A 19,405-nucleotide genomic window follows, 5' to 3' on the forward strand; every position below is an offset into this window, starting at 1 on the left:
CTGGAAGCATCCTCGTCTCCCTCGACTCGACAACCTTGTCAAGCAGCGCGAACTCACCGTCGCGGCGGCGGGGGCGCGGGTCAATGCGGATCGCCGTTCCTGTCCAATCCCGACATTCGGCACAACCCGATCAGCCGTACGCGATACCGCGATCCGCTGGCTTGACCGAATCTCCAGCACATCTGAGACCAAGGGAAACTTGCGCTCGCCGAGAGTCGGGGTGGAACACGGGAACCTTTCTCCCACTTCTGCGGCCACTCGGGTGAGCGAGGGAACCTTCCTGCCAACTCGCACCCGCCGCGACCAGCCGCTTCGCCTGTTGCGCGCCGGCTGTCGAGCGGACGCGGGCATTGACAACACCTCGCGGGTGCGATCCAATCCGCTTCGCCATGACAACGTTGTCTGAGTCGAATCCTCGCCGCGCCACGATGACCGATGTCGCGCGGTTGGCCGGCGTGAGCATCAAGACGGTCTCGCGCGTGGTCAACTCCGAAAGCGGCGTGCACGCAGCCACCGCGGAACGCGTCCTGGACGCGATCGACCAGCTGGGGTTCCGCCGCAACGTCAGTGCCCAGAACCTGCGGCGCGGCACCGGAACCGGAACCATCGGAGTCGTCCTCGAGGACCTGGCCAACCCCTTCTACTCGACCTTGACCCGTGCGGTCGAAGAGGTCGCACGGGTGCAGGGCAAGCACGTGCTCACCGGCTCTTCCGACGAGGACCCGACCCGCGAGCGCGAGCTGGTCCTGGAGTTCTGCGCACGACGCGTCGACGGGCTCATCGTGATTCCCGCAGGGCACCAGCACGGCTACATCGAGCACGAACGCAACGCCGGAACTCCCGTGGTGTTCGTCGACCGCCCACCGGGCGAGATCGACGCCGATTTCGTGCTGCTGGACAACGCCGGTGGCACGGCGAAAGCCGCCCGCCACTTGGCCGAGCAAGGTCATCGCAAGATCGGTTTCCTCGGCGATGCTCCCGAGATCCACACCGCCGCCGAGCGCTTGCGCGGCTTCCGGGAGGGCTGCGCGCAGGCCGATGTGCCGTTCGATTCGGGCCTGGTCGCCATGGGACCGCACACCGACGAGTCGGTGTCCGCCGCGCTCGACGGCCCGCTGCGCGACGCGACCGCGGTGATCACCGGCAACAACCGGATCACCGTGCACACCCTTCGGGCGCTGGCCGGCCGAACGTCGAGACCGGCGCTGGTCGGCTTCGACGACTTCGAACTCGCCGACCTGCTGGACCCGCCGATCACCGTGATCACCCACGACACCTGGGCGCTGGGCAAATCAGCGGCCGAATTGCTGTTCGCGCGGCTGGACGGCGACACGTCGCCGCCGGGCCGCGTTGTCGTCCCGACCAGGCTGCTGGTCCGAGGATCTGGAGAGGTTGTTCGTTGAGTTCTGTCCACAATGCTCAGGCTGTGCGGCCTACCGCGCTACCTGCCAACCAGCCCCGGCAGTTCTACCGGGGCGGCGCGTCGATCGCCGCGCTGCGCGGGGGCGGTGACGACCAGGAGTTCGGCCCCGAAGACTGGGTAGCCTCCACCACGCACCGCTTCGGCAAGCCCGATTCCGGGCTCTCGCACCTGCCCGACGGGCGGCTGCTGCGCGAGGCCGTCAGCGCCGACCCGCAGTCGTGGCTGGGCCCCGAGCACGTGTCCGCCTACGGCGACAGCACGGCACTACTGGTGAAGCTCCTGGACGCCGGCCAGCGCCTGCCGGTGCACTGCCACCCGTCCGACACCTTCGCCAAGCAACACCTGGGATCGCGGTTCGGCAAGACCGAGGCGTGGATCGTGGTGGGAACCAGCGGTGCCGATCCGGTTGTCTACCTGGGATTCCGCGAGGACGCGGCGCCGGAGAGGATCGCCGAGTGGGTGCGAACCCAGGACTCCTCGGCAATGCTGGGCGCGCTCAACGAGATCCCGGTCAAGCCCGGTGACACCGTCCACGTCCCGGCGGGAACCCCGCACGCCATCGGCGCCGGGGTGTTCATCGTGGAGCTGCAGCAGCCCACCGACTTCTCGGTCACCCTGGAATGGCAGGGATTCCTGGCCAGCGCGGAGGACGCGTTCCTCGGTCTCAACGAGAGCGCCGCGCTGGAGACCGTCAACCACTCGGGTTTCGACGACGCCGTGCTGGGCTCGTTGATCAAGCGCACCGGCGGGCTGGACTCCGCGCGCGTACCGCTGCTGGCCTCCGACGCGGAACCGTTCTTCCGAGCCGATCGCCTGCACGGCACCGTCGAACTCGACCCCTCGTTCGGGGTTCTGATCGTGCTCGACGGTGCTGGAAAGCTGCACTGCGAGGACGGTTCCGAACTGGCGCTGCAACGCGGGACCACGGCGGTCGTTCCCCACTCGGCCGGCCCATCACGACTCGACGGTGACCTCACCGCCGTGCACTGCAGACCGCCAGCCACCGGGAGACGTTGATGACCGAGCCACTGCTGCAAGCCCGCGATCTGGTTAAGCGCTACGGCAGTGTCGAGGCGCTGCGCGGAGCGTCGTTCACCGTCAACCCCGGTGAGGTCGTCGCGCTCATCGGGGACAACGGCGCGGGCAAGTCCACGCTGGTGAAGTGCTTGTCCGGAGTCGAACAGCCCGATTCGGGCCAGATCCTGGTCGAGGGCGAACCGGTCTCCCTGGACTCGCCCACCGCTGCCCGCCGCCACGGCATCGAGACCGCCTACCAGGACCTCGCGGTGGCGCCCGAACTGGACCCGGCGGCGAACCTGTTCCTGGGCAGGGAAATTCACCGCCCCGGCATCCTCGGCAAGCTCGGCATGCTGGACAAGGCCAGGATGCGCGCAGAAGCCACCGAGCAGTTCGCAAAGTTCGGGGTGCACCTGCCCGACCTGTCGGTGCCGATCGGTTCGCTGTCCGGGGGACAGCGTCAAAGCGTCGCGGTGGCTCGGTCGGTGGCCTGGGCCAGCCGCCTGGTGTTCCTCGACGAGCCCACCGCCGCGCTCGGCGTGGTCCAGCGCGAACGCGTGCTCGAGGTGGTTCGCCGGGTGCGTGACACCGGCATCGCGGTGGTGCTCATCAGCCACAACATGCCCGAGGTGTTGTCGGTGGCCGACCGGGTCGAGGTGCTGCGGCTGGGTAGCCGGGTCGCCCGGTTGAACGCGGCCGAATCCAAGCTCGAGGACCTCGTCGGGGCGATGACCGGGGCGCTGTCGCAGGAAGGCGAGAACTGATGTCGACCCAGCAGGAAACTCCCGAGAAAAGACCGGTGGAAACGCCCGGTGAGCCCACCAAGAGCCTCGGCGCACGGCTGTCGGGGTCCAACACCCTCTGGACCGGGTTGGTGCTGATCGGGCTGTGCGTGCTGTTCAGCGCCATCCGTCCGGACGCGTTCCCCACCCTGTTCAACGCCCAGAACCTGATGGTGCAGGCCGCGCCGCTGCTGATGCTCGCGCTCGGGATGACCTTCGTGATCATCACCGCGGGCATCGACTTGTCGGTCGGGTCGGTGCTGGTGTTCGCCGGCGTGTGCTCGGCGATGACCATGGAAGCGCTCAGCGGTGGCGACTCCACCGGCGCGGGTTGGGGCGTCATCGGCGTGGGGCTGGTCGTGGCGCTGCTCGCCGGCTCGGCCTGGGGGCTGCTCAACGGGCTGCTCGTGGCGGTCGCGCGGGTTCCCGCGCTGATCGTCACGCTCGGATCCTTCGGTGCGGCCCTGGGCGCGGCGCAGCTGCTGACCAACGGTGTCGACGTGCGCACCGTGCCCGCGGCGCTACGCACCACGCTGGGCACCGGCACCTCGTTCGGGATCGTGCCGAACCTGGTGATCGTCGCCGCGATCGTCACGCTGCTGGCGTGGTGGCTGCTGCACACCACCCGCTTCGGCCGCTACACCTACGCGATCGGTTCGAATGCCGAAGCCGCGCGTCGTAGCGGCATCAAGGTCACCCGCCACCTGCTCATCGTCTACACGATGACCGGTGTGCTGGCCGGGCTGGCCGGGTTCATGTCGCTGGCCTACTTCGGCACCACCACGATCAGCGGGCACAGCAACGACAACCTCAACTCGATCGCCGCGGTCGTGCTGGGCGGCACCAGCCTGTTCGGCGGCGTGGGAACGATCCTCGGCAGCGTGATCGGCATCTTCATCCCGCAGGTGCTCGACGCCGGGTTCGTGATGGCCGGAGTCAAACCGTTCTGGCAGCCGATCGCCGTCGGAGCCGTTCTGGTCGGCGCGGTCTACCTGGATCAGCGGCGGCGGCGAGCGCGCAGCAACCGCTGACACCCGTTTCGGCAAGCGCAACTAAGCACAACGTCGTGTGGAGGTTTCGATGAGACGAGCTACTGGCCTGCTGGCGCTGGGAGCGGCCGCGTTATTGCTGGCCGGGTGCGGCACCGGGCAGATCGGCGAGAGCGGCGGCGGCACCGACCCGAACAACAAGAACCTCGCGATGATCACCGGGATGCGCGGGGAACCCTTCTACGTCTCGATGGAATGCGCGGCCAAGGAAGCCGCAGCCGCCCAGGGATACCAGATCAACGTGCAGGCTCCGGAGAAGTTCGAGCAGGCCGAGCAGTCGCAGATCCTCGGCGGTGTCATCAGCAGCAAGCCGGGCGCGGTGATCATCGCGCCGACCGACGACAAAGCCCTCGCCGCTCCGCTGAAGCAGGCCAAGAGCAACGGCATCAAGGTCGTCGAGGTGGACACCGCGCTGCAGGACCGGTCCATCGCCGTGTCCTCGTTGTCCTCGGACAACTACGAGGGCGGCAAGCTCGCCGCGCAGACCCTGGTGAGGCTGCTCGACGGAAAGACCGGGTCGGTGCTGGCGCTGAACACCAAGGCGGGGACCTCCACCACCGACGCCCGCGCGAAGGGCTTCGAGGACGAGATCAAGAAGCATCCCGGCCTGACGCTGCTGCCCACCCAATACACGAAGAACGAACCCGCTACGGCCGCGCAGATCGTGTCCTCGACGCTGGCGGCCACCCCCGACCTGGTCGGGGTGTTCGGCACCAATCTCAACACCGGGGAGGGCGCCGGAACGGCGCTGGCCAACGCGGGCAAGTCCGGAGAAGTTCAGCTGGTCGGTTTCGACGCCAGCCCCAAGCAGGTCGACGACCTGCGCAACGGACGCGTGCAGGCGTTGATCGCCCAGGACCCGGCCCAGATCGGCCAGAAGGGCGTCGATCGCGCAATCGCAGCGATCAAGGGCGAGCAGGTCGAGCGGGAGACCAAGACCAAGATGATCTCGATCACCAAGGACGACATGGAGCAGAAGAAGCAGTTCTTCTACAAGTCCCAGTGCTGAGCCGACTCCCGTAGTCGGCACGCCACACCGGTCCCCCGGAGGCCCGCCTCCGGGGGACCTCGGCTTGGACGGACCCGGGCAGCGCCGGGGCGCTCCAGCCGCGGCGCGCCTGGCTGGCATCTCCTCGTCGTGGTTACCGTGAACTATGGCCGCACTAGGTGAGATGTTCCCCGGCAGCAAGCTCAAGCACGAAGGCGATGAGGAAGGGGCGGGACGCGGGCACGATCCCGGTGGTCCGCTGGACCTGGAGCAGGGCGTGGTCTATCTCGCTCCGCCACAGCAGGAGACAGGCGACGAATCGGACGAGAAGCCCGAGGAGTGACGGCGTTCGCCGACCGTGTCGCCGACGAGGCGATCACAGGTCGATAGCGGACCCACCCGATCACACGTGACGACGAAGCGTGTCCGCTAATGTGCCACGGGCAGGTGAAACAGCCCTCTTAGGAGTGCGCGTTCTTCACTGCCCGTTGCCCGTGTCGGAATGCGCTCCACCCGCGCGCGTGATTGGAAGGGGAAGCCGTGCGGCCGAACAACATGTCCGAGAGCGCCGCTCTCGAACAGACCGAAGCGGTCGAGGACGGCACCGCCCTCATCGGCAACATCGCGCCCGCCGGCGCCAGCCCGGAGCACAAGCAGGCGATCGCGCGCCGGATCGGCCAGGACTGGAACCGCATCAGTTCCGGCATCGCCGAACTCTTCGTCACCGGGATTCCCAGCAACGACCCGCGGACCCAGCAGATCGTTCACGAGCACTGCTGCTGGATCGGCAACTTCTGGAACCCCGACCGCGCCTCCTACCTGCGGCTGGCCGAGATGTACGTCAACCAGCCGAAGTTCCGCCACCGCATCGAGCGGCGCAAGCCCAAGGGCATGGCCGCTTACCTGCGCGACGCCATGACCACCTACGCCTGGGCCCGGCTGCGCTAACGGCGTGGAGTGACAGAAAGGTTCCCTTCCGCACAACTCGGCTCCGCCTGCACCACCACCGTCGGACCGGTCGAGTTAAATGGAACCCATGCGGAGGTGGGTGCTGCACATGGACATGGACGCGTTCTTCGCGTCCGTGGAGCAGCTGACCCGACCCACCGTGCGCGGACGGCCGGTGCTGGTGGGCGGGCTCGGCCCGCGCGGCACCGTCGCCGGTGCCAGCTACGAAGCCCGCGAGTACGGAGCACGCTCGGCGATGCCGATGGCCGAGGCGCGGCGCCGCTGCCCGATCGCGGTAGTCCTGCCACCGCGCTTCCGCGTCTACTCCGCCGTCAGCCACCGAGTGCTCGACATCGTTCGCGACGTGGCCGACGTCTTGCAGCAGGTGTCGGTCGACGAAGCCTTCCTGGAACCCACCGAACTCGCCGGCGCACCGGTGGAACGGGTCGAGGAGTTCTGCGCCGAGCTGCGGGAGCGGGTGCAGCGCGAAATCGGGGTGCCAGCGTCGATCGGCGCCGGTTCCGGCAAGCAGCTAGCCAAGATCGCCTCCGGGCTGGCCAAACCGGACGGGATGCTGGTGGTGCCGCCTGAGGAGCAGCTGGAGCTGCTCTGGGGCCTACCGGTGCGCAAGATGTGGGGTGTCGGCCCGGTCTCCGAATCGAAGCTGCACCGCATCGGCATCTACACCATCGGCGAGCTCGCGGCGATGCATTCGCAGGACGTCACCTCGCTGCTGGGCCAGGCGATCGGTGGCGAACTGCACCGGCTCGCGCACGGCATCGATGACCACCCGGTCGCCGAACGGGCCGAGGCCAAGCAGGTCAGCGCGGAAACGACGTTCGACACCGATATCGCCGACCACGAGACGTTGCTGAACCAGGTCCTGAACGTGGCCGAGTCCGCGCACCGGCGGTTGCTGGCCTCGGGCCGCGCGGCGCGCACCGTCACCCTCAAGGTCCGCGACTCGGATTTCACCACGATCAGCCGCGCCGAGACCTTCTCCTCGGCTACCAGCGACCTGTCCGCGCTGTCGGCAGCGACGCGCAGACTCCTGCCCGTGGCGGTGCCACCGGGAACCCCGGTGCGGCTGGTCGGCGTGTCCTTTTCCGGGCTCGCCCATTCCGAGCAGGAATCGCTGTTCGAGCACCCGAGCGATCCCTCCGATGGCTCGGCACCGGCACCGGCACCGGAGGGATCGGAGCCACCGGACTCCGATCCCGCTCCGCCCCGGCAATGGCGGGCGGGAGACGACGTGCGGCACCCCGAGCACGGGCACGGCTGGGTGCAGGGCGCCGGGCACGGCCGCGTGACGATCCGATTCGAAACCGCCGAGACCGGACGCGGCATCGTCCGGACCTTCGACGTGGAGGACCCGCTGCTCAGCGCGGCCGACCCGGTGGAAAGCCTCGGCTGGTCCGATCAGCCCTGCGGGGGACGCGGCAGCCTGCGCCGGTAGCTGCCCACCCACTTCTGCGGTGCGATCTCGCGGGTGGCGTTCTCCAGCGACTTGGGCAGCCGGGAGAACGGCGGCAGGTGGAAGCGGTAGCGGTCCGGCGGCAGCCCCGACACGGTCGGCGGCTCCTCGATCCACCAGCGCTCCAGCTCCGGGTGGCGCTCGGCGAAACCCGGGTCGGCCGGGTAGATCTCCAGCGCACGACGCCGCTCCGGGTTCGTCGGCCGCCGGTCTTGGATCCACGGCAAGGTACCGATCCCGACCGCTTTGACCTCGCTCCAGTCGACGCCGTAAACCTCACCCATGGTGCGGATGTAGAACCCGCTTCGGTCGAACAGGAAGCCGCGACCGTTGAGCATGCCGCGCGAGCCCAGCACGAACCAGATGAAGGCCATGCCGAAGAGCAGCTGCCAGATCCACATGCCTACCGAGCTGCCGTTGTTGGCCAGCGAAGCCGCGATCAGCACCGTACCGAGGCCGCTGACCCCACCACCGATGAGCAACGAGCGGAAGCTCGCAGCACTCACGTCGATGTCCCGGGCATCCGCCCCGAGCAGCGTCGGCTGCGGCCCGGGCGGCTGCGCAGCGGGAGCTCCTGCGGCCCGTCCGCGCCCCTGGCCGGTGTAGCGGGCTGTCCCGCGCGGAATCGTGCGGGTCGTTTCCGACCAGTCGGCACGCTGCCATCCCCCTGGAAGCCATCTCATGTCATCCAGGGTAGCCACCAGGCGATCCGCCGATCAGCAACGCGGGCGAATCCCCGGGTACCTCTCAGGGGTTTCCCGGGGACGGCTCGCTCACGCGGAAGGCGAGCTGATCAGCAGCGCGTCACCTTGACCGCCACCACCGCAGAGCGCGGCCGCACCCGTGCCACCGCCACGACGCTTGAGCTCCAGCGCCAGGTGCAGCGCCAACCGCGCACCGGACATACCGATCGGGTGTCCCAGGGCGATCGCGCCGCCGTTGACGTTGACCCGGTCCTCGGACACGCCCAGCTGGCTCGCCGAGACGATGCCCACGGCCGCGAAGGCCTCGTTGATCTCGACCAGGTCCAGGCTCGCCGGGTCGATACCGGCCTTGGCGCCAGCCTTGATGATCGCGTTGGAGGGCTGCTCGTGCAGGCTGGCGTCCGGACCGGCCACCACGCCATGAGCGTCGATCTCGGCCAGCCAGGTCAGGCCCAGCTCCTGCGCCTTGGTCTTGCTCATCACCACGACGGCAGCGGCGCCGTCGGAGATCTGCGAGGCGGAACCGGCCGTGATCGTGCCGTCGGCGGTGAATGCCGGGCGCAGCTTGGCGAGACCGTCGGCGGTGGTGTCCGCTCGCACGCCCTCGTCGGAATCGACGACGATCGGGTCGCCCTTGCGACGCGGCACCTCGACCGGTGCGATCTCCTCGGCGAACACGCCGTTGCTCGCGGCCGCGGCGGCGCGCTGGTGCGAGCGCGCGGCGAAGGCGTCCTGCCCCTCGCGGGTCAGGCCGTAGCGCGCGTTGTACTTCTCGGTGGCAAGACCCATCGCCACCTGGTCGAACGCGCAGAACAGACCGTCGTGGGCCATGTGGTCGAGCATCTCGACGTCGCCGTACTTGAAGCCCTCGCGAGATCCGGTGAGCAGGTGCGGCGCCTGGGTCATCGACTCCTGACCGCCGGCTACCACGACGTCGAACTCCCCGGCCCGGATCTGCTGATCGGCGAGCGCGATCGCGTCCAGGCCGGACAGGCACACCTTGTTGATCGTCAGCGCGGGCACGTCCATCGGAATGCCGGCTTCGACCGCGGCCTGCCGGGCCGGAATCTGACCCGCGCCCGCCGTCAGCACCTGCCCCATGATCGTGTATTCGACCTGGTCCGGCTCGACGCCCGCGCGTTCCAGAGCAGCCTTGATCGCGACACCGCCGAGCTGCGCGCCGGAGAAGTCTTTGAGCGAACCGAGCAGCCGCCCCATCGGGGTCCGCGCACCCGCCACGATCACAGAACTACCCACGACTGCCTCCCGGTCCAGCTTCATCGACACACCGATTCCCGCGTTCGACGAGACCATCATCTCCCGCGTTCGTCTCCGGGACCATACCCATGAACAACGCGCGTTTTGACTGTGAGTACCGCCATAGAGCGCCGTCGGAAATGAAAGGAAAGGTTCCCACGCGCAGAGCCCGGCCGAGACCGAGCGAAGTGACAGGAAGGTTCCCCTCCTCAGGATCGGCAGTCGCCCCGCCCCGCGGTCAAGTCGCACAGCGCTGACTCCGCCGACCACGACAACCGCTCCCGGGCGTCGGTGCCGAGCTCGCGGGAGGCGGACACGTCGCTGACCGAGCCCGAATCGGCCCTGTCCCAGTAGCGCACCTCGTAGTGACGGCCGCCTTCGGTGTAGGTGAAGACGTAGAACGGGGCCGGGACGGGGGCCGGCCCGTAGTGCTCGACGGTCCAGGCGTTCTCGCCCTGGGCTTTGCTCGGGTCGACGTGCAGGCAGTCGTACCTGACGCCCTCGAAGGAGCACACGCGCCGTTCGGCGCCGCCGTAGCGGCCCACCCCGCCGACCTCGACGAGGCCATCGCTGCGCAGCCGCTGGAAGACGTCCTCGCACGCGCCCGAGCTGCAGGCATGCCAAGCGCCCCAGGCGTTGGCCCGCGCGTCGGCTGCGTTGGCACCGGCGTTGATCGCCGAGCAGTACCTGTCCACCACGTACGGCGCCACCCGGTCAGCCGCGGCGGAGACATCGATGGCGTCGGCGGCGGTGACATCGGCGCCGAGCCCGGCCGAGTCGAGCTGCCACATGCCGACGCCGGGGTTGAAGAACAAGGCCTCCGATCGCTGCTTCGGGTCGGCCAAGGACACCTGCTCGTCGTAGCGGGACAGCGTCATCGGCGACGGCGCTTCACCCGACGGCGCGACTTCCGGCCAGGTCGGCGAGAGGGTCAGCTTGGTGACCTCGCCCGCGCTGATCCCGCACGCCGCGTTCTCAGCCGCTGCGGTGGCCGCCGAGCGCACCTCCGAGTACGGCGCGGAACCGAAGTGCAGCGGGCCCGCCGCGACCCAGCTGCGCATCTGCGTCGTCCGCTCGGCTCGGGGATTGGGCCCGCCCCCACCACTGATCACGCCATCACCACCCGCCGCGGACGCCGTCGGCGCACCCGCTGCGACGGTGATGACCAGGACGCCGAGAACGGTGGTCGAGCGATGTGGCGCCTTGACCATGAATTTCCCCTCCGAGTGAACGAGTCACGGGCTGATGCCGTGCCAGATCACCCGACTCGACTCGACGGGGCAATTCGATCTCGAAATCGCGACGCTTTTCCCGGCCTTGCTCCACAGCTACGCTGCGACCATGCAAGCGGAACTGAAAGACCTGGTCACGGCTGTGGACCACGTGGGAATCGCAGTCGCCGACCTCGACGAGGCCATCACCTTCCAGAGCGAGACCTTCGGACTGGAGGTCGCGCACGCGGAGACCAACGAGGATCAGGGCGTCCGCGAGGCGATGCTGCGCGCTCCCGGAGACTCCACCGGAGCCACTCAGATCCAGCTGCTCGCCCCGCTGCGCGAGGACTCGGCCATCGCCAAGTTCCTCGACCGCAACGGCCCCGGACTGCAGCAGCTCGCCTACCGGGTCACCGACGTGGAGGCCACCATGGCGGCCCTCCGCGCCAAGGGCATGCGCTTGCTCTACGACGAACCGCGCCGCGGCACCGCCGACAGCCGCATCAACTTCGTCCACCCCAAGGACACCGGCGGAGTGCTCGTCGAACTGGTCGAACCCGCCCAGGACCACTGAGCTCGATGTCCAGGCCATGAGCGCGTGGCCTGGACATCGGTTCCCGCGATCGACACCGCGCGGTGCGGCCCCGACTACGCCGGCTTGATCGTGCGCGGCTTGCCGACGCCCATTTCCAGAGCGCGGGCTATGAAGCTGATCTCCCGGTCCAGCGCGTCGTCCTCGGTGCGGTGACGGGCCACCGAGTGGCGGTGGTTGACCACCCTGGCGAGCAGGAGCGCGGCGGCGTCGACATCGCAGCCGGACGGTCCTGGTGGCAGCGCGAGTTCGATGACCCGGCGGATCTGCTCGACCACCGTGCCGAAGCGGCGCTGCATGGCCTCGCGGACGGCGTCGTGAGTGTCGGCTTCCCGCCACAGCAAGTGGCTGAGCAGCATCGATGACTCCAGGCGCGCGTCCAGCTCGTGCACCAAGCTGCGCAGGCTGCCTGCGATGTCGCCGCGCACCACGATCCGGTCGGATTCGAGCCGCTCCTCCGGCAGCCGGTCCACCAGCGCTTCGAGAAGATCCTGCTTGCGCTTGAAGTAGTAGTGAATGAGCCCCTTCGGCACCCCGGCACGATCGGCGATCTTGGAAGTCGGCGTGGCGTCGTAGCCGTGCTCGGCGAACAGCTCGCCGGCCGCGGTGAGGATGCGTTCGCGGGCAGAGCCGCTCTGGTCCTCGTCCGGCAGGTCCTCAGTAGACGGGCGGCCGCGAGCACGCTTGCCCGGGACCTGCGACATGTGCCCGACCTCCCTCGTGCGGCGAACAGAGAACGCGGTCCGGAATCTACCTCCGGACCGCGCGGCTATCGCAATTTTCAACGTTGCAGGAGTGCGCGTCCTCAGTGCGACCCGGCCACACCTCGGTGTGCAGCGTTGGCCTCCGGTAGTGCGGCGAGACCCGCGACGACGGCCAGAACACCGACGATCCACGACGTCCACGCCGCACCGAGGAGCTCGGCGTAGCCGAGGACCCACGGTGAGATGAAAACAAGCGCACCCAACAGCATGTGGCTGTACTCGCTGGTCATTGATCCGGGCATGGCCAGCGACCAAACGCTGGCGACAACCAGAAGCGCACCCAGCACGATCATCGCCAACACTGCGGCGCCGTTCGTCGACGTCCACATAGTGGCCAGGATCAAGTAGGCGCCCAGGACCACACCTGCCCAGTCCTGCCAGCGCATCCACGGTTTCGAGGTCGACTGCTCGGCCACGTCGATCACCTCCATTGATGCCCGACTAACTACTCCATAGTCACGCTTGGTTGGCCAGCCGGTCAAGACACGACAGGATGAAGCCGATGTGGTTGGTGTGACGTGGAGAGGAAAATCCCGTTCTTCACCGCCGCACCTCCCACAACAACGTCCGCTTCCAGGTAGCTTTGTCGTATGGGCCTTGCCGACGACCGCGATTTGCTGCCACTGGGGTCTGGCTTCGACCTCGCTCGCAAGAACGGCTATGACCGCGCCCAGGTCGACGAGCACCTCGAGCGACTGGATGCCGACATCCGCATCCTCACGTCGGATCGCGACGCCGCCGTCTCGCAGGCGGCGGACCTGTCCAAGCAGCTCGAGTCGGCCCGCTCGGAGATCGAGAGCCTGCGCGGGCAGGTGGACCGCCTGGCCAAGCCGCCGACAACGCTGGAAGGCCTCAGCGAGCGCCTGCAGCGAATGCTCCGGCTCGCGCAGGACGAAGCCGCCGAGATCCGCAACCGCGCCGAGAACGACGCGGCCGTGATCCGGAACAAGTCCGAAGCCGAGGCCACGAACCTGCGCAACCGCTACGAGCGGTTGATCAGCGAGGTCGACAACCGGCGCAGCGAGATGGAAACCGAACACCGCTCGCTGATGGAGAGCGCCAAGGCCGAGGCCGAGCGCATCACCCGCGAGGCCGAGGAGAACCGCAAGCGCGCCGACGAGGAGTCCGAGGCCCACCGCATCCAGGTGGAAGAGGACTTCGAGATCGCCATGGCCGCGCGGCGCACCGAGGCCATGCGCACGCTCACCGAGCAGGAGCAGACCAGCAAGGCCGAGGCCGAGCGGCGCGTCCGCGAGGCCACCGAGGAGGCCAACCGACGCCTGCGCGAGGGCACCACCGAAGCGCACCGCCGCGTCCAAGAGGCCACCGAGAAGGCGACCTCGCTGGTCAACGAGGCCACCGAGAAGGCCGAGCAGCTCACCAAGGAATCCACCGAGGCCGCGGACGCACGCGAGCACTCCAGCAAGGAGGCCGCGCAGCGCAGGCTCAGCGAGGCCAAGCAGGAGTCCGAACGCCTCGTCCAGGAAGCGACCGACAAGTCCGAGCGGATGCTCCGCGAGTGCACCGAGGAGGCGACCCGGCGCATCGACGTCGCCACCCGCGAGGCCAAGCGCCTGGTCAACGCCACCCGCGCGGACGCGCAGCGCCGGCTGGGTTCGACCAACGAAGAGGTGCAACGTCGGCTGGCCCAGGCCGACGAGCACGTGCACTCGCTGACCGAGCTGCGCGACGCGGTCGCCAAGAAGCTGCGGGACGCCGCGGAGATGCTCGGCCAGACCACTCCGCTGCTGGAGCGCCTCGATCAGGAGGACGCCGAGGAGGAAAAGCTGCGGAAGGCCGCACGCGAGGCTCGCGAGCAGGCGCACAAGGACGCCGAGGCCGCGATCGCTCGCGACGACCGCGAGGTCGGCACCGAAGAGGCCCGGACGCAGGCTCAGAACACCCAGCCACCGCAGGCCATGCCCGCGAATTCGACGCTCACCGAGTCAGGTGCGTCGAAGAGCCCGAGCAAGAGCGAGCTCTCCGCCAACGACGCGCCCACCGACAAGATCCGCAGGCCGGGGCCGGGCAACGAGGAAACCCGAAGGATTCAATTGCCCGTCCCCGACGAGCAGGACAAGACGCACTCCTACAGCGGCGGCAACAACCAGCAGCAGAACGGCTGAGTCAGACGTCGACGCGGCTCAGCCAGGGCCGCACGGCCTCGGCCAACGCCTCCGGCGCCTCCATTGAAGGCAGGTGGCCGGATCCGGGCAGTTCCACCAGCTCACCCCGCGGCAAGGCTTCGGCCATCCGGCGAGCTTCGGCCGTCGGGGTGATGGTGTCCTCCTCGCCCACGACGACCATCGCCGGGCCCTCGAAGCCCTGCAGCGTATCGAGGCAGTCCGGACGTTGGGCCATGGCGCGCTGCGCCCACGCCACTCCCTCGGTCGGCTGAGACTCGATCAAGTCGCGCACCGCGGCAACGATCTCCGGGTGATTTTCGCGGGTCGTCGCGCCGAGCAGCGCGGGCAACATGGCCTCGGACAACCACTGCGCCGTGCCCTCGCGCTCCGCCCGGTCGGCGACATCGCCGCGCTTGGCGCGCTCTGCGTCGGTGTCCGCGGGCGCCTTCGTGTCGATCAGCAGCAGCCCTGCGACGCGCTGCGGCGCGGCCCGCAAGAGGGCCGATGCCACATATCCGCCCATCGAGCAACCACCGAGGACCACGCGCGGCAGCTCCAGTTCATCGAGCAGAGCGAGGATGTCCGCAGCAACCACGTCAACGCTGGGGGTTTCCGCGACGAGGCGTTCCTCCGGCGGTGTGGCCAGGCCGTGCGCCGATGACCCGTCCAGCGAGCTCTCCCCAAGTCCACGCTGGTCAGGGGCGATGACCCGAGCCTGGTCTTCCAGGCGCACGCGCAGCGGATTCCACATTCGCGCGTCCACCGGAAAGGCGTGCAGCAGGACCAGCGGCGTTCCGGCTCCGGATTCGATGTAGTGCACGGGCCCATCCTGCCGGAAATCACGCCCGCGTCGTGCGGGGCAGGCCGAGTCGGGCAGGGGAACCTTCCTGTCAGGTTCCCGCCCGCGCGGTAGCGGGAAAAATCGAGCTGCCGAGCACCTGCGGCTACGGCTAGCGTGTGGCAATGCCCGAACCAGCAGAGCTCCGCACGAATCGCCTGCTGTTGCGTCGGCCGCGACCCGCAGACACCGAGGCGTTCGTCGAGGTGCACACCCGCCCGGAAACACACGCCCATTCGGGATTCGCGCAACGGACCCGCGAGCAAGCGCTGCGGCTGCTGGAGCTGATCCAGCGGGACTGGGACGACACCGGCATCGGCTACTGGACCGTCCTGACCGCCGGTTCGGACGAGATCCTGGGCTTCGGCGGTCTGCGGCACGCCGACGACGGGGGCGAGTCGATCCTCAACCTCTACTACCGGTTCCAGCCCTCGGCATGGGGAAACGGATACGCGACCGAGATGTCGGCGGCAGCCGTGCGGTGGGCACGGCGCGACCTACCCCGCACCCCTGTGCTGGTTCGTACCGCGACCCGAAATGCTCCCGCCGTCGGCGTCGCCGAGAGACTCGGGTTCCGACGAGTCGCAGAACGACTGCACCAAGGCGTCCCCGAGGTGGTGCTCCGGTCTCCGCACCCGGCGGTGTCCTGAGGAAGGGAACCTTCCTGTCACATCCCGCCCGGATCAGGAGTCGACGATGGTCACCTGACGGTTCTCGGACGGCCCATCCCAGGTGCGTGGCAACGGGGTCGGCACGTCCGGGGCCACCGCACCGACGATCGCGTCGAGAGCGGCTTCGGCCTTGCCCACCCACAGGTGCTTGGTGTCCGGGAAGCCGATTACCTGCGCCTGGGTGAGCGGCTCGAAACGCCGCTTGGCTTCTTCGGGCCGCAGGTAATCGTCGAACTCCGGGATCAAGGCGTGCACCGGCTTGCCCGACTCCGCCCAGGAGCGCAAGTGTTCCTCGCCGCTCCAGCGCAGCGGCGGCGAGATCAGCACCGTTCCTTCGACCAGCGGATCCAAGCCGTGTACGAGGGTGAGATCGGTGCCGAAGGACCACCCGATGAGCCACACGTTGGGCAGGTCGTTGAACTCCGCGTACTCCAGGGCCGCGGCGACATCGAAGCGTTCCGAGTCGCCGTTGTCGAAGGAACCCTGGCTCCGGCCCGCTTCGCTAGCGGTCCCGCGGGTGTTGAACCGCAATACCGCGATATCGGCCAGCGCGGGCAGGCGGAAAGCGGCCTTGCGGTAGATGTGCGAGTCCATCATGCCGCCGTGCGTGGGCAGCGGGTGCAAGCAGATCAGCGTGGCCTTGGGCGGCCGGGACTCCGGCAGCGCGAGTTCCCCGATCAACTCCAGCCCGTCGGCGGTGTGCAGGGTGATCTGCTCGCGGCGAGCGGGCAGCATCGTGTTGGCTCGGATCTCGGTGCTCATCGACTCAAATCCTGCCACGGCCGTGTGACGGCCAAGCGGTGACCTGCGTGATCAGGACCAGCGGCGGGTGGGGCCTCGACGAGACCGGGCGTTCCAGCAGCCGTTGTGCCAGTGACGTCGCTCGTCGACTCCCCCCAGCTCGACCTCCGGCCAGGCCACCACGTGAGCCATACCAGGACGGATCTCGTGATCGCAGCCCGGGCAGCGGTAGAACTTGGTGGCCTGGGACCCGGGAACGGTGCGCACCATCCAGTCACCATCCGGCCCGTGCTCGACGCGGGAGGCGCCGTACGAGGTGCCCGAACCACGGTGGCTGGTGTCCGCACGGTAGCCCTTGGCGCGGTGCGGGCGATTACGTCGAGGCACCCCACAACGGTAACGGCTGTGACGGTCTGCGGTCGGTCACGGGTTGACCTGGGGAAGCTCCGGCCACGCCAGCCGAGCCAGCCCGCGCGCGTATTCGCAAGCTTCGGTGCCGTCGCTACCGGGCAGGGCGACCACGAGCTGAGCGACCTCGACACCTCCGGAATCACCGAAGGGGATGTGCCCGGTTTCAGCCGAGCACAAGGGCACCATCGGATCACCACCGACGACGCTGATCACGGTTTTGCGGTCGGCGACCTGCTCCTCGACGGCTGCTCCGTGCAGCAGCCTCGGTGGTTCGCCCGCGGTGTGCAGCAGCCGCACACGTGGTGAGGTGGTCGACTGCTCTCCCCAAGAGCACTCGTGCCCGGTCGGGCTGGGACGTGGTTTCGCTTGCTCGAGCCCGGGGACCTGCCGCACGAACTCGGTGTCGAGCACGCTGCAGGGGTCGACCAGGGCCAAGGAATTCGACGGGGTGTCGCGATGCCCCGCCCGGTGCTGTTGCAGTGCTTCGGCGGCCACGTGCGCGCCGGAATCGGCCAATCCGCACAATCCGGCGGCTGGATCACCGGTGAGCAGATCCGCGCTGACCTGCATCGCGAGGCCATCATCGAAGAGCACCTGCCTGCTGCAATGACCCGGAATCGGCGCGTTCTTGGCGATGCGCAACGAACCGTCCCGGACAACCGGATCACCTTTGCCCCGGGTGTAGGGCACGAGTTCGCCGACGGCCAGCTGGATCAAGGTGTTCTCGTCGGGCCTGACGTGCAACAGGCAGTAGTCCATGGACACGGTGCCGGCCCTGGAGATCTCCCCGAACCCGGTGATGGCCGCCGGGTCGGTCAACGTGCACGGGTCCACTGTGCGCGGATCGCCCATCAGGCTCTGCGCCGTGCTGTCGTGGGTTTCGGCGGGCGGCGGGGCATTTCGCGCAGTGCACGCGGCCAGCAGCACCCAGCACAACACCAGCAGCAGGCCCTGGTGGCGACGCGGCGACATCAACTCAGCCTAACGTCCTGGGCAGCCTCGATCCCAGGCTTTCGGATCACCGAAGGATGGGAACCTTCCTGCCAGATCGATGACAGAAAGGTTCCCATGCTCGCTGCAGCCGGGAACTACTCGTCGAAGTCGCGCCTTGCCAGATCGAGGATGCGATCCACTGCCTGCTGGGCGTCGGGCCCGCTGGCGCGCAGCGTGATCCGGTCGCCCTTGCGCGCCCCCAGACCCATCACGCCGAGAACGCTCGACGCGTCGGCTTCCTTGTCGCCGGACACGACCGTGACCGACGTCTGCAGACCGTTGAGGCTGCGGGCCAGCAGCGCGGCCGGACGCGCGTGCAAGCCGACCTCGTTGGTCAGCTCGAGTTCCTCGGTGACCTCGCCGCTGGTCGAGGGCTCCGCCACGGTCTCGGTTTCCGCACCCTTGCCTGCGCTCTCCGCCGCTGCTGCCACGGCCTGCTTGTCCTTGCCGCTCTGGGCAGCAACCGCGGCCGCGACCGCTCCCTCGACCAGCGGAGCGTCGACGACCAGCGCCGCGTCCGGATCACCGAGGGACTCGACCGCGAGTTCGGCGACCATCTGCGCGCTTCCCAGGTCGTAGAGCACGACCGCGCCATCACCGGTGTCGGCGTCGGAAAGTGCGGCGGAAACCCGTTCGAAGTCGGTGCCGATACCGCCGTCCGGGAGTCCGCCCGCGGCGGCGATGCGGACCTCGGGCGCCATCTGGCCGGCGAGTTCGACAACGCCTTCGGCGAGTTTGGTGGTGTGCGAAGCGATGACCAAGCCGACGCTCATGAACGGGCCCTCGCGGATTCGGCGAATGCGGACAACAACAGTGCGGTGGAACGGGCACCGGGATCGACGTGCCCGGCGCTGCGGTCACCCAGGTAGGAAGCACGTCCCTTGCGCGCCACCATCGGTTCAGTGTTCCGGGCACCCTCGTGGGCGGCCTCGGCGCCCGCGGCGAGCGCCTTGACGCCATCGGCCTCCGACTCGGCCACGCTGCCCGCGGCATCTGCCGCCGGCGACAGCGCGTCGATCATGGTCTTGTCCCCGAGTTCGGCCTTTCCGCGCGCGACAACGCCGTCGACCCCGGCCCGCAACAGCTTGGCCACGGCCGTGGCGTCGAGTTCCTCGGCGTCTCCTGCTGCGGATGCGGCACGCAGCAACGCCGTCCCGTACAGCGGACCGGATGCCCCACCGACGGTGGAGATCAGCACGGTCGCGGCGAGTTTGAGCGCGGCACCTGGGGTCTCCGGCGCGGAGGTGTCCAGTTTGTCCACCACTGCGCGGAATCCCCGCTCCATGTTCTCCCCGTGGTCCGCGTCGCCGATCTCTCGGTCCAGCTGGATCAGCTCGTCACGATGTTCCGCGACGACCGCAGCACCCGCGCGCAGCGCGGCGATCACGTCCTTTGCGGTGCAACCCATCGGTT

22 protein-coding genes are annotated in these 19,405 nt (G+C 68.6%); 11 read left to right on the top strand and 11 right to left on the bottom strand.

Translation table 11 applies throughout. The features are described from left to right. The first annotated feature begins 428 nt into the window (after positions 1 to 428). From ABD289_RS13270 to ABD289_RS13305, 8 genes are all read left to right on the top strand, one after another. Positions 429 to 1,403: a LacI family DNA-binding transcriptional regulator gene (locus ABD289_RS13270; protein WP_344132037.1), complete on the top strand. Its 975-nt coding sequence runs from the start codon at positions 429 to 431 to the stop codon at positions 1,401 to 1,403. A gap of 23 nt (positions 1,404 to 1,426) precedes the next feature. Continuing rightward, a complete protein-coding gene (locus tag ABD289_RS13275) occupies positions 1,427 to 2,440 on the top strand; it encodes a class I mannose-6-phosphate isomerase (RefSeq protein ID WP_344131003.1) in 1,014 nt (337 codons plus the stop codon). Beyond that, on the top strand, positions 2,440 to 3,204 hold the full coding sequence (locus tag ABD289_RS13280) for an ATP-binding cassette domain-containing protein (RefSeq protein WP_344131005.1): 765 nt from the start codon (positions 2,440 to 2,442) through the stop codon (positions 3,202 to 3,204). The genes ABD289_RS13275 and ABD289_RS13280 overlap by 1 nt, the downstream gene beginning before the upstream one ends. Continuing rightward, positions 3,204 to 4,253 (top strand): ABC transporter permease, encoded by a 1,050-nt coding sequence (locus ABD289_RS13285; protein WP_344131008.1) that lies wholly within the window; start codon positions 3,204 to 3,206, stop codon positions 4,251 to 4,253. The genes ABD289_RS13280 and ABD289_RS13285 overlap by 1 nt, the downstream gene beginning before the upstream one ends. A 49-nt stretch (positions 4,254 to 4,302) precedes the next feature. Next, positions 4,303 to 5,280, top strand: a complete 978-nt coding sequence (locus ABD289_RS13290; RefSeq protein WP_344131011.1) for an ABC transporter substrate-binding protein — start codon at positions 4,303 to 4,305, stop codon at positions 5,278 to 5,280. A 145-nt stretch (positions 5,281 to 5,425) separates the two neighbouring features. Continuing rightward, positions 5,426 to 5,602 (top strand): hypothetical protein, encoded by a 177-nt coding sequence (locus ABD289_RS13295; protein WP_344131014.1) that lies wholly within the window; start codon positions 5,426 to 5,428, stop codon positions 5,600 to 5,602. A gap of 197 nt (positions 5,603 to 5,799) precedes the next feature. Beyond that, positions 5,800 to 6,207: a TipAS antibiotic-recognition domain-containing protein gene (locus ABD289_RS13300; protein ID WP_344131017.1), complete on the top strand. Its 408-nt coding sequence runs from the start codon at positions 5,800 to 5,802 to the stop codon at positions 6,205 to 6,207. An 88-nt stretch (positions 6,208 to 6,295) separates the two neighbouring features. Beyond that, positions 6,296 to 7,663 (top strand): DNA polymerase IV, encoded by a 1,368-nt coding sequence (locus tag ABD289_RS13305; RefSeq protein ID WP_344131020.1) that lies wholly within the window; start codon positions 6,296 to 6,298, stop codon positions 7,661 to 7,663. Here the strand turns inward: ABD289_RS13305 and ABD289_RS13310 are convergent. The 3 genes from ABD289_RS13310 to ABD289_RS13320 all read right to left on the bottom strand — a co-directional run bounded on the left by ABD289_RS13310 (position 7,627) and on the right by ABD289_RS13320 (position 10,853). Further along, positions 7,627 to 8,364, bottom strand: a complete 738-nt coding sequence (locus ABD289_RS13310) for a hypothetical protein (protein ID WP_344131023.1) — start codon at positions 8,362 to 8,364, stop codon at positions 7,627 to 7,629. The two genes, ABD289_RS13305 and ABD289_RS13310, sit on opposite strands and share 37 nt — an antisense overlap. A gap of 90 nt (positions 8,365 to 8,454) precedes the next feature. Then, on the bottom strand, positions 8,455 to 9,642 hold the full coding sequence (locus ABD289_RS13315) for an acetyl-CoA C-acetyltransferase (protein ID WP_344131026.1): 1,188 nt from the start codon (positions 9,640 to 9,642) through the stop codon (positions 8,455 to 8,457). A gap of 209 nt (positions 9,643 to 9,851) precedes the next feature. Further along, positions 9,852 to 10,853, bottom strand: coding sequence for a hypothetical protein (locus ABD289_RS13320; RefSeq protein ID WP_344131029.1), 1,002 nt, complete (start codon positions 10,851 to 10,853; stop codon positions 9,852 to 9,854). 130 nt (positions 10,854 to 10,983) lie between these two features. Between ABD289_RS13320 and mce the strand changes: the two genes are divergently transcribed. After that, positions 10,984 to 11,430 (top strand): methylmalonyl-CoA epimerase, encoded by a 447-nt coding sequence (gene mce / locus ABD289_RS13325; protein ID WP_344131032.1) that lies wholly within the window; start codon positions 10,984 to 10,986, stop codon positions 11,428 to 11,430. Positions 11,431 to 11,504: 74 nt separating this feature from the next. Here mce and ABD289_RS13330 read toward each other — a convergent pair whose 3' ends face one another. Both ABD289_RS13330 and ABD289_RS13335 read right to left on the bottom strand, forming a co-directional pair. Beyond that, positions 11,505 to 12,152, bottom strand: a complete 648-nt coding sequence (locus tag ABD289_RS13330) for a TetR/AcrR family transcriptional regulator (protein ID WP_344131035.1) — start codon at positions 12,150 to 12,152, stop codon at positions 11,505 to 11,507. A 101-nt stretch (positions 12,153 to 12,253) separates the two neighbouring features. Continuing rightward, positions 12,254 to 12,643, bottom strand: coding sequence for an SPW repeat protein (locus ABD289_RS13335; RefSeq protein ID WP_344131039.1), 390 nt, complete (start codon positions 12,641 to 12,643; stop codon positions 12,254 to 12,256). Positions 12,644 to 12,802: 159 nt separating this feature from the next. Here ABD289_RS13335 and ABD289_RS13340 point away from each other — a divergent pair, with 159 nt between their 5' ends. Next, positions 12,803 to 14,338 (top strand): coiled-coil domain-containing protein, encoded by a 1,536-nt coding sequence (locus tag ABD289_RS13340; RefSeq protein WP_344131042.1) that lies wholly within the window; start codon positions 12,803 to 12,805, stop codon positions 14,336 to 14,338. Position 14,339: 1 nt separating this feature from the next. On the opposite strand, the gene ABD289_RS13345 is transcribed toward ABD289_RS13340, so the two are convergent. Further along, a complete protein-coding gene (locus ABD289_RS13345) occupies positions 14,340 to 15,158 on the bottom strand; it encodes an alpha/beta fold hydrolase (protein ID WP_344131045.1) in 819 nt (272 codons plus the stop codon). A gap of 143 nt (positions 15,159 to 15,301) precedes the next feature. On the opposite strand from ABD289_RS13345, the gene ABD289_RS13350 reads away from it, so the two are divergent. After that, positions 15,302 to 15,826, top strand: coding sequence for a GNAT family N-acetyltransferase (locus ABD289_RS13350; RefSeq protein ID WP_344131048.1), 525 nt, complete (start codon positions 15,302 to 15,304; stop codon positions 15,824 to 15,826). A 33-nt stretch (positions 15,827 to 15,859) separates the two neighbouring features. On the opposite strand, the gene ABD289_RS13355 is transcribed toward ABD289_RS13350, so the two are convergent. The 5 genes from ABD289_RS13355 to dhaL form a co-directional block, all read right to left on the bottom strand. Continuing rightward, positions 15,860 to 16,609, bottom strand: coding sequence for an alpha/beta hydrolase (locus ABD289_RS13355; protein ID WP_344131052.1), 750 nt, complete (start codon positions 16,607 to 16,609; stop codon positions 15,860 to 15,862). A 51-nt stretch (positions 16,610 to 16,660) separates the two neighbouring features. Beyond that, positions 16,661 to 16,975, bottom strand: a complete 315-nt coding sequence (locus ABD289_RS13360; RefSeq protein ID WP_344131055.1) for a hypothetical protein — start codon at positions 16,973 to 16,975, stop codon at positions 16,661 to 16,663. Between the two features lie 36 nt (positions 16,976 to 17,011). Beyond that, positions 17,012 to 17,971, bottom strand: a complete 960-nt coding sequence (locus tag ABD289_RS13365; protein ID WP_344131058.1) for a DUF3558 domain-containing protein — start codon at positions 17,969 to 17,971, stop codon at positions 17,012 to 17,014. Positions 17,972 to 18,087: 116 nt separating this feature from the next. After that, the gene (dhaM, locus tag ABD289_RS13370; RefSeq protein ID WP_344131061.1) at positions 18,088 to 18,765 is read right to left on the bottom strand and encodes a dihydroxyacetone kinase phosphoryl donor subunit DhaM; all 678 of its coding nucleotides are present in this window, start codon (positions 18,763 to 18,765) and stop codon (positions 18,088 to 18,090) included. Next, entirely contained in the window at positions 18,762 to 19,400 is a 639-nt protein-coding gene (dhaL, locus tag ABD289_RS13375) for a dihydroxyacetone kinase subunit DhaL (RefSeq protein WP_344131065.1), read from the bottom strand. Before dhaL ends, dhaM begins: the two co-directional genes overlap by 4 nt. Positions 19,401 to 19,405 lie beyond the last annotated feature (5 nt).

The sequence above is a fragment of the Saccharopolyspora halophila genome (genome assembly GCF_039531955.1).
GTDB lineage: Bacteria > Actinomycetota > Actinomycetes > Mycobacteriales > Pseudonocardiaceae > Saccharopolyspora > Saccharopolyspora halophila.

What these genes read in the sequence shown, in the direction of transcription:
- ABD289_RS13290 (WP_344131011.1), top strand. Translation starts at nt 4,303, where the DNA reads ATGAGACGAGCTACTGGCCTGCTGGCGCTGGGAGCGGCCGCGTTATTG.
- ABD289_RS13320 (WP_344131029.1), bottom strand. Translation starts at nt 10,853, where the DNA reads ATGGTCAAGGCGCCACATCGCTCGACCACCGTTCTCGGCGTCCTGGTC.
- ABD289_RS13285 (WP_344131008.1), top strand. Translation starts at nt 3,204, where the DNA reads ATGTCGACCCAGCAGGAAACTCCCGAGAAAAGACCGGTGGAAACGCCC.
- ABD289_RS13350 (WP_344131048.1), top strand. Translation starts at nt 15,302, where the DNA reads ATGCCCGAACCAGCAGAGCTCCGCACGAATCGCCTGCTGTTGCGTCGG.
- ABD289_RS13305 (WP_344131020.1), top strand. Translation starts at nt 6,296, where the DNA reads ATGCGGAGGTGGGTGCTGCACATGGACATGGACGCGTTCTTCGCGTCC.
- ABD289_RS13310 (WP_344131023.1), bottom strand. Translation starts at nt 8,364, where the DNA reads ATGAGATGGCTTCCAGGGGGATGGCAGCGTGCCGACTGGTCGGAAACG.
- mce (WP_344131032.1), top strand. Translation starts at nt 10,984, where the DNA reads ATGCAAGCGGAACTGAAAGACCTGGTCACGGCTGTGGACCACGTGGGA.
- ABD289_RS13355 (WP_344131052.1), bottom strand. Translation starts at nt 16,609, where the DNA reads ATGAGCACCGAGATCCGAGCCAACACGATGCTGCCCGCTCGCCGCGAG.
- ABD289_RS13335 (WP_344131039.1), bottom strand. Translation starts at nt 12,643, where the DNA reads ATGGAGGTGATCGACGTGGCCGAGCAGTCGACCTCGAAACCGTGGATG.
- ABD289_RS13280 (WP_344131005.1), top strand. Translation starts at nt 2,440, where the DNA reads ATGACCGAGCCACTGCTGCAAGCCCGCGATCTGGTTAAGCGCTACGGC.
- ABD289_RS13270 (WP_344132037.1), top strand. Translation starts at nt 429, where the DNA reads ATGACCGATGTCGCGCGGTTGGCCGGCGTGAGCATCAAGACGGTCTCG.
- dhaM (WP_344131061.1), bottom strand. Translation starts at nt 18,765, where the DNA reads ATGAGCGTCGGCTTGGTCATCGCTTCGCACACCACCAAACTCGCCGAA.
- ABD289_RS13295 (WP_344131014.1), top strand. Translation starts at nt 5,426, where the DNA reads ATGGCCGCACTAGGTGAGATGTTCCCCGGCAGCAAGCTCAAGCACGAA.
- dhaL (WP_344131065.1), bottom strand. Translation starts at nt 19,400, where the DNA reads ATGGGTTGCACCGCAAAGGACGTGATCGCCGCGCTGCGCGCGGGTGCT.
- ABD289_RS13365 (WP_344131058.1), bottom strand. Translation starts at nt 17,971, where the DNA reads ATGTCGCCGCGTCGCCACCAGGGCCTGCTGCTGGTGTTGTGCTGGGTG.
- ABD289_RS13340 (WP_344131042.1), top strand. Translation starts at nt 12,803, where the DNA reads ATGGGCCTTGCCGACGACCGCGATTTGCTGCCACTGGGGTCTGGCTTC.
- ABD289_RS13330 (WP_344131035.1), bottom strand. Translation starts at nt 12,152, where the DNA reads ATGTCGCAGGTCCCGGGCAAGCGTGCTCGCGGCCGCCCGTCTACTGAG.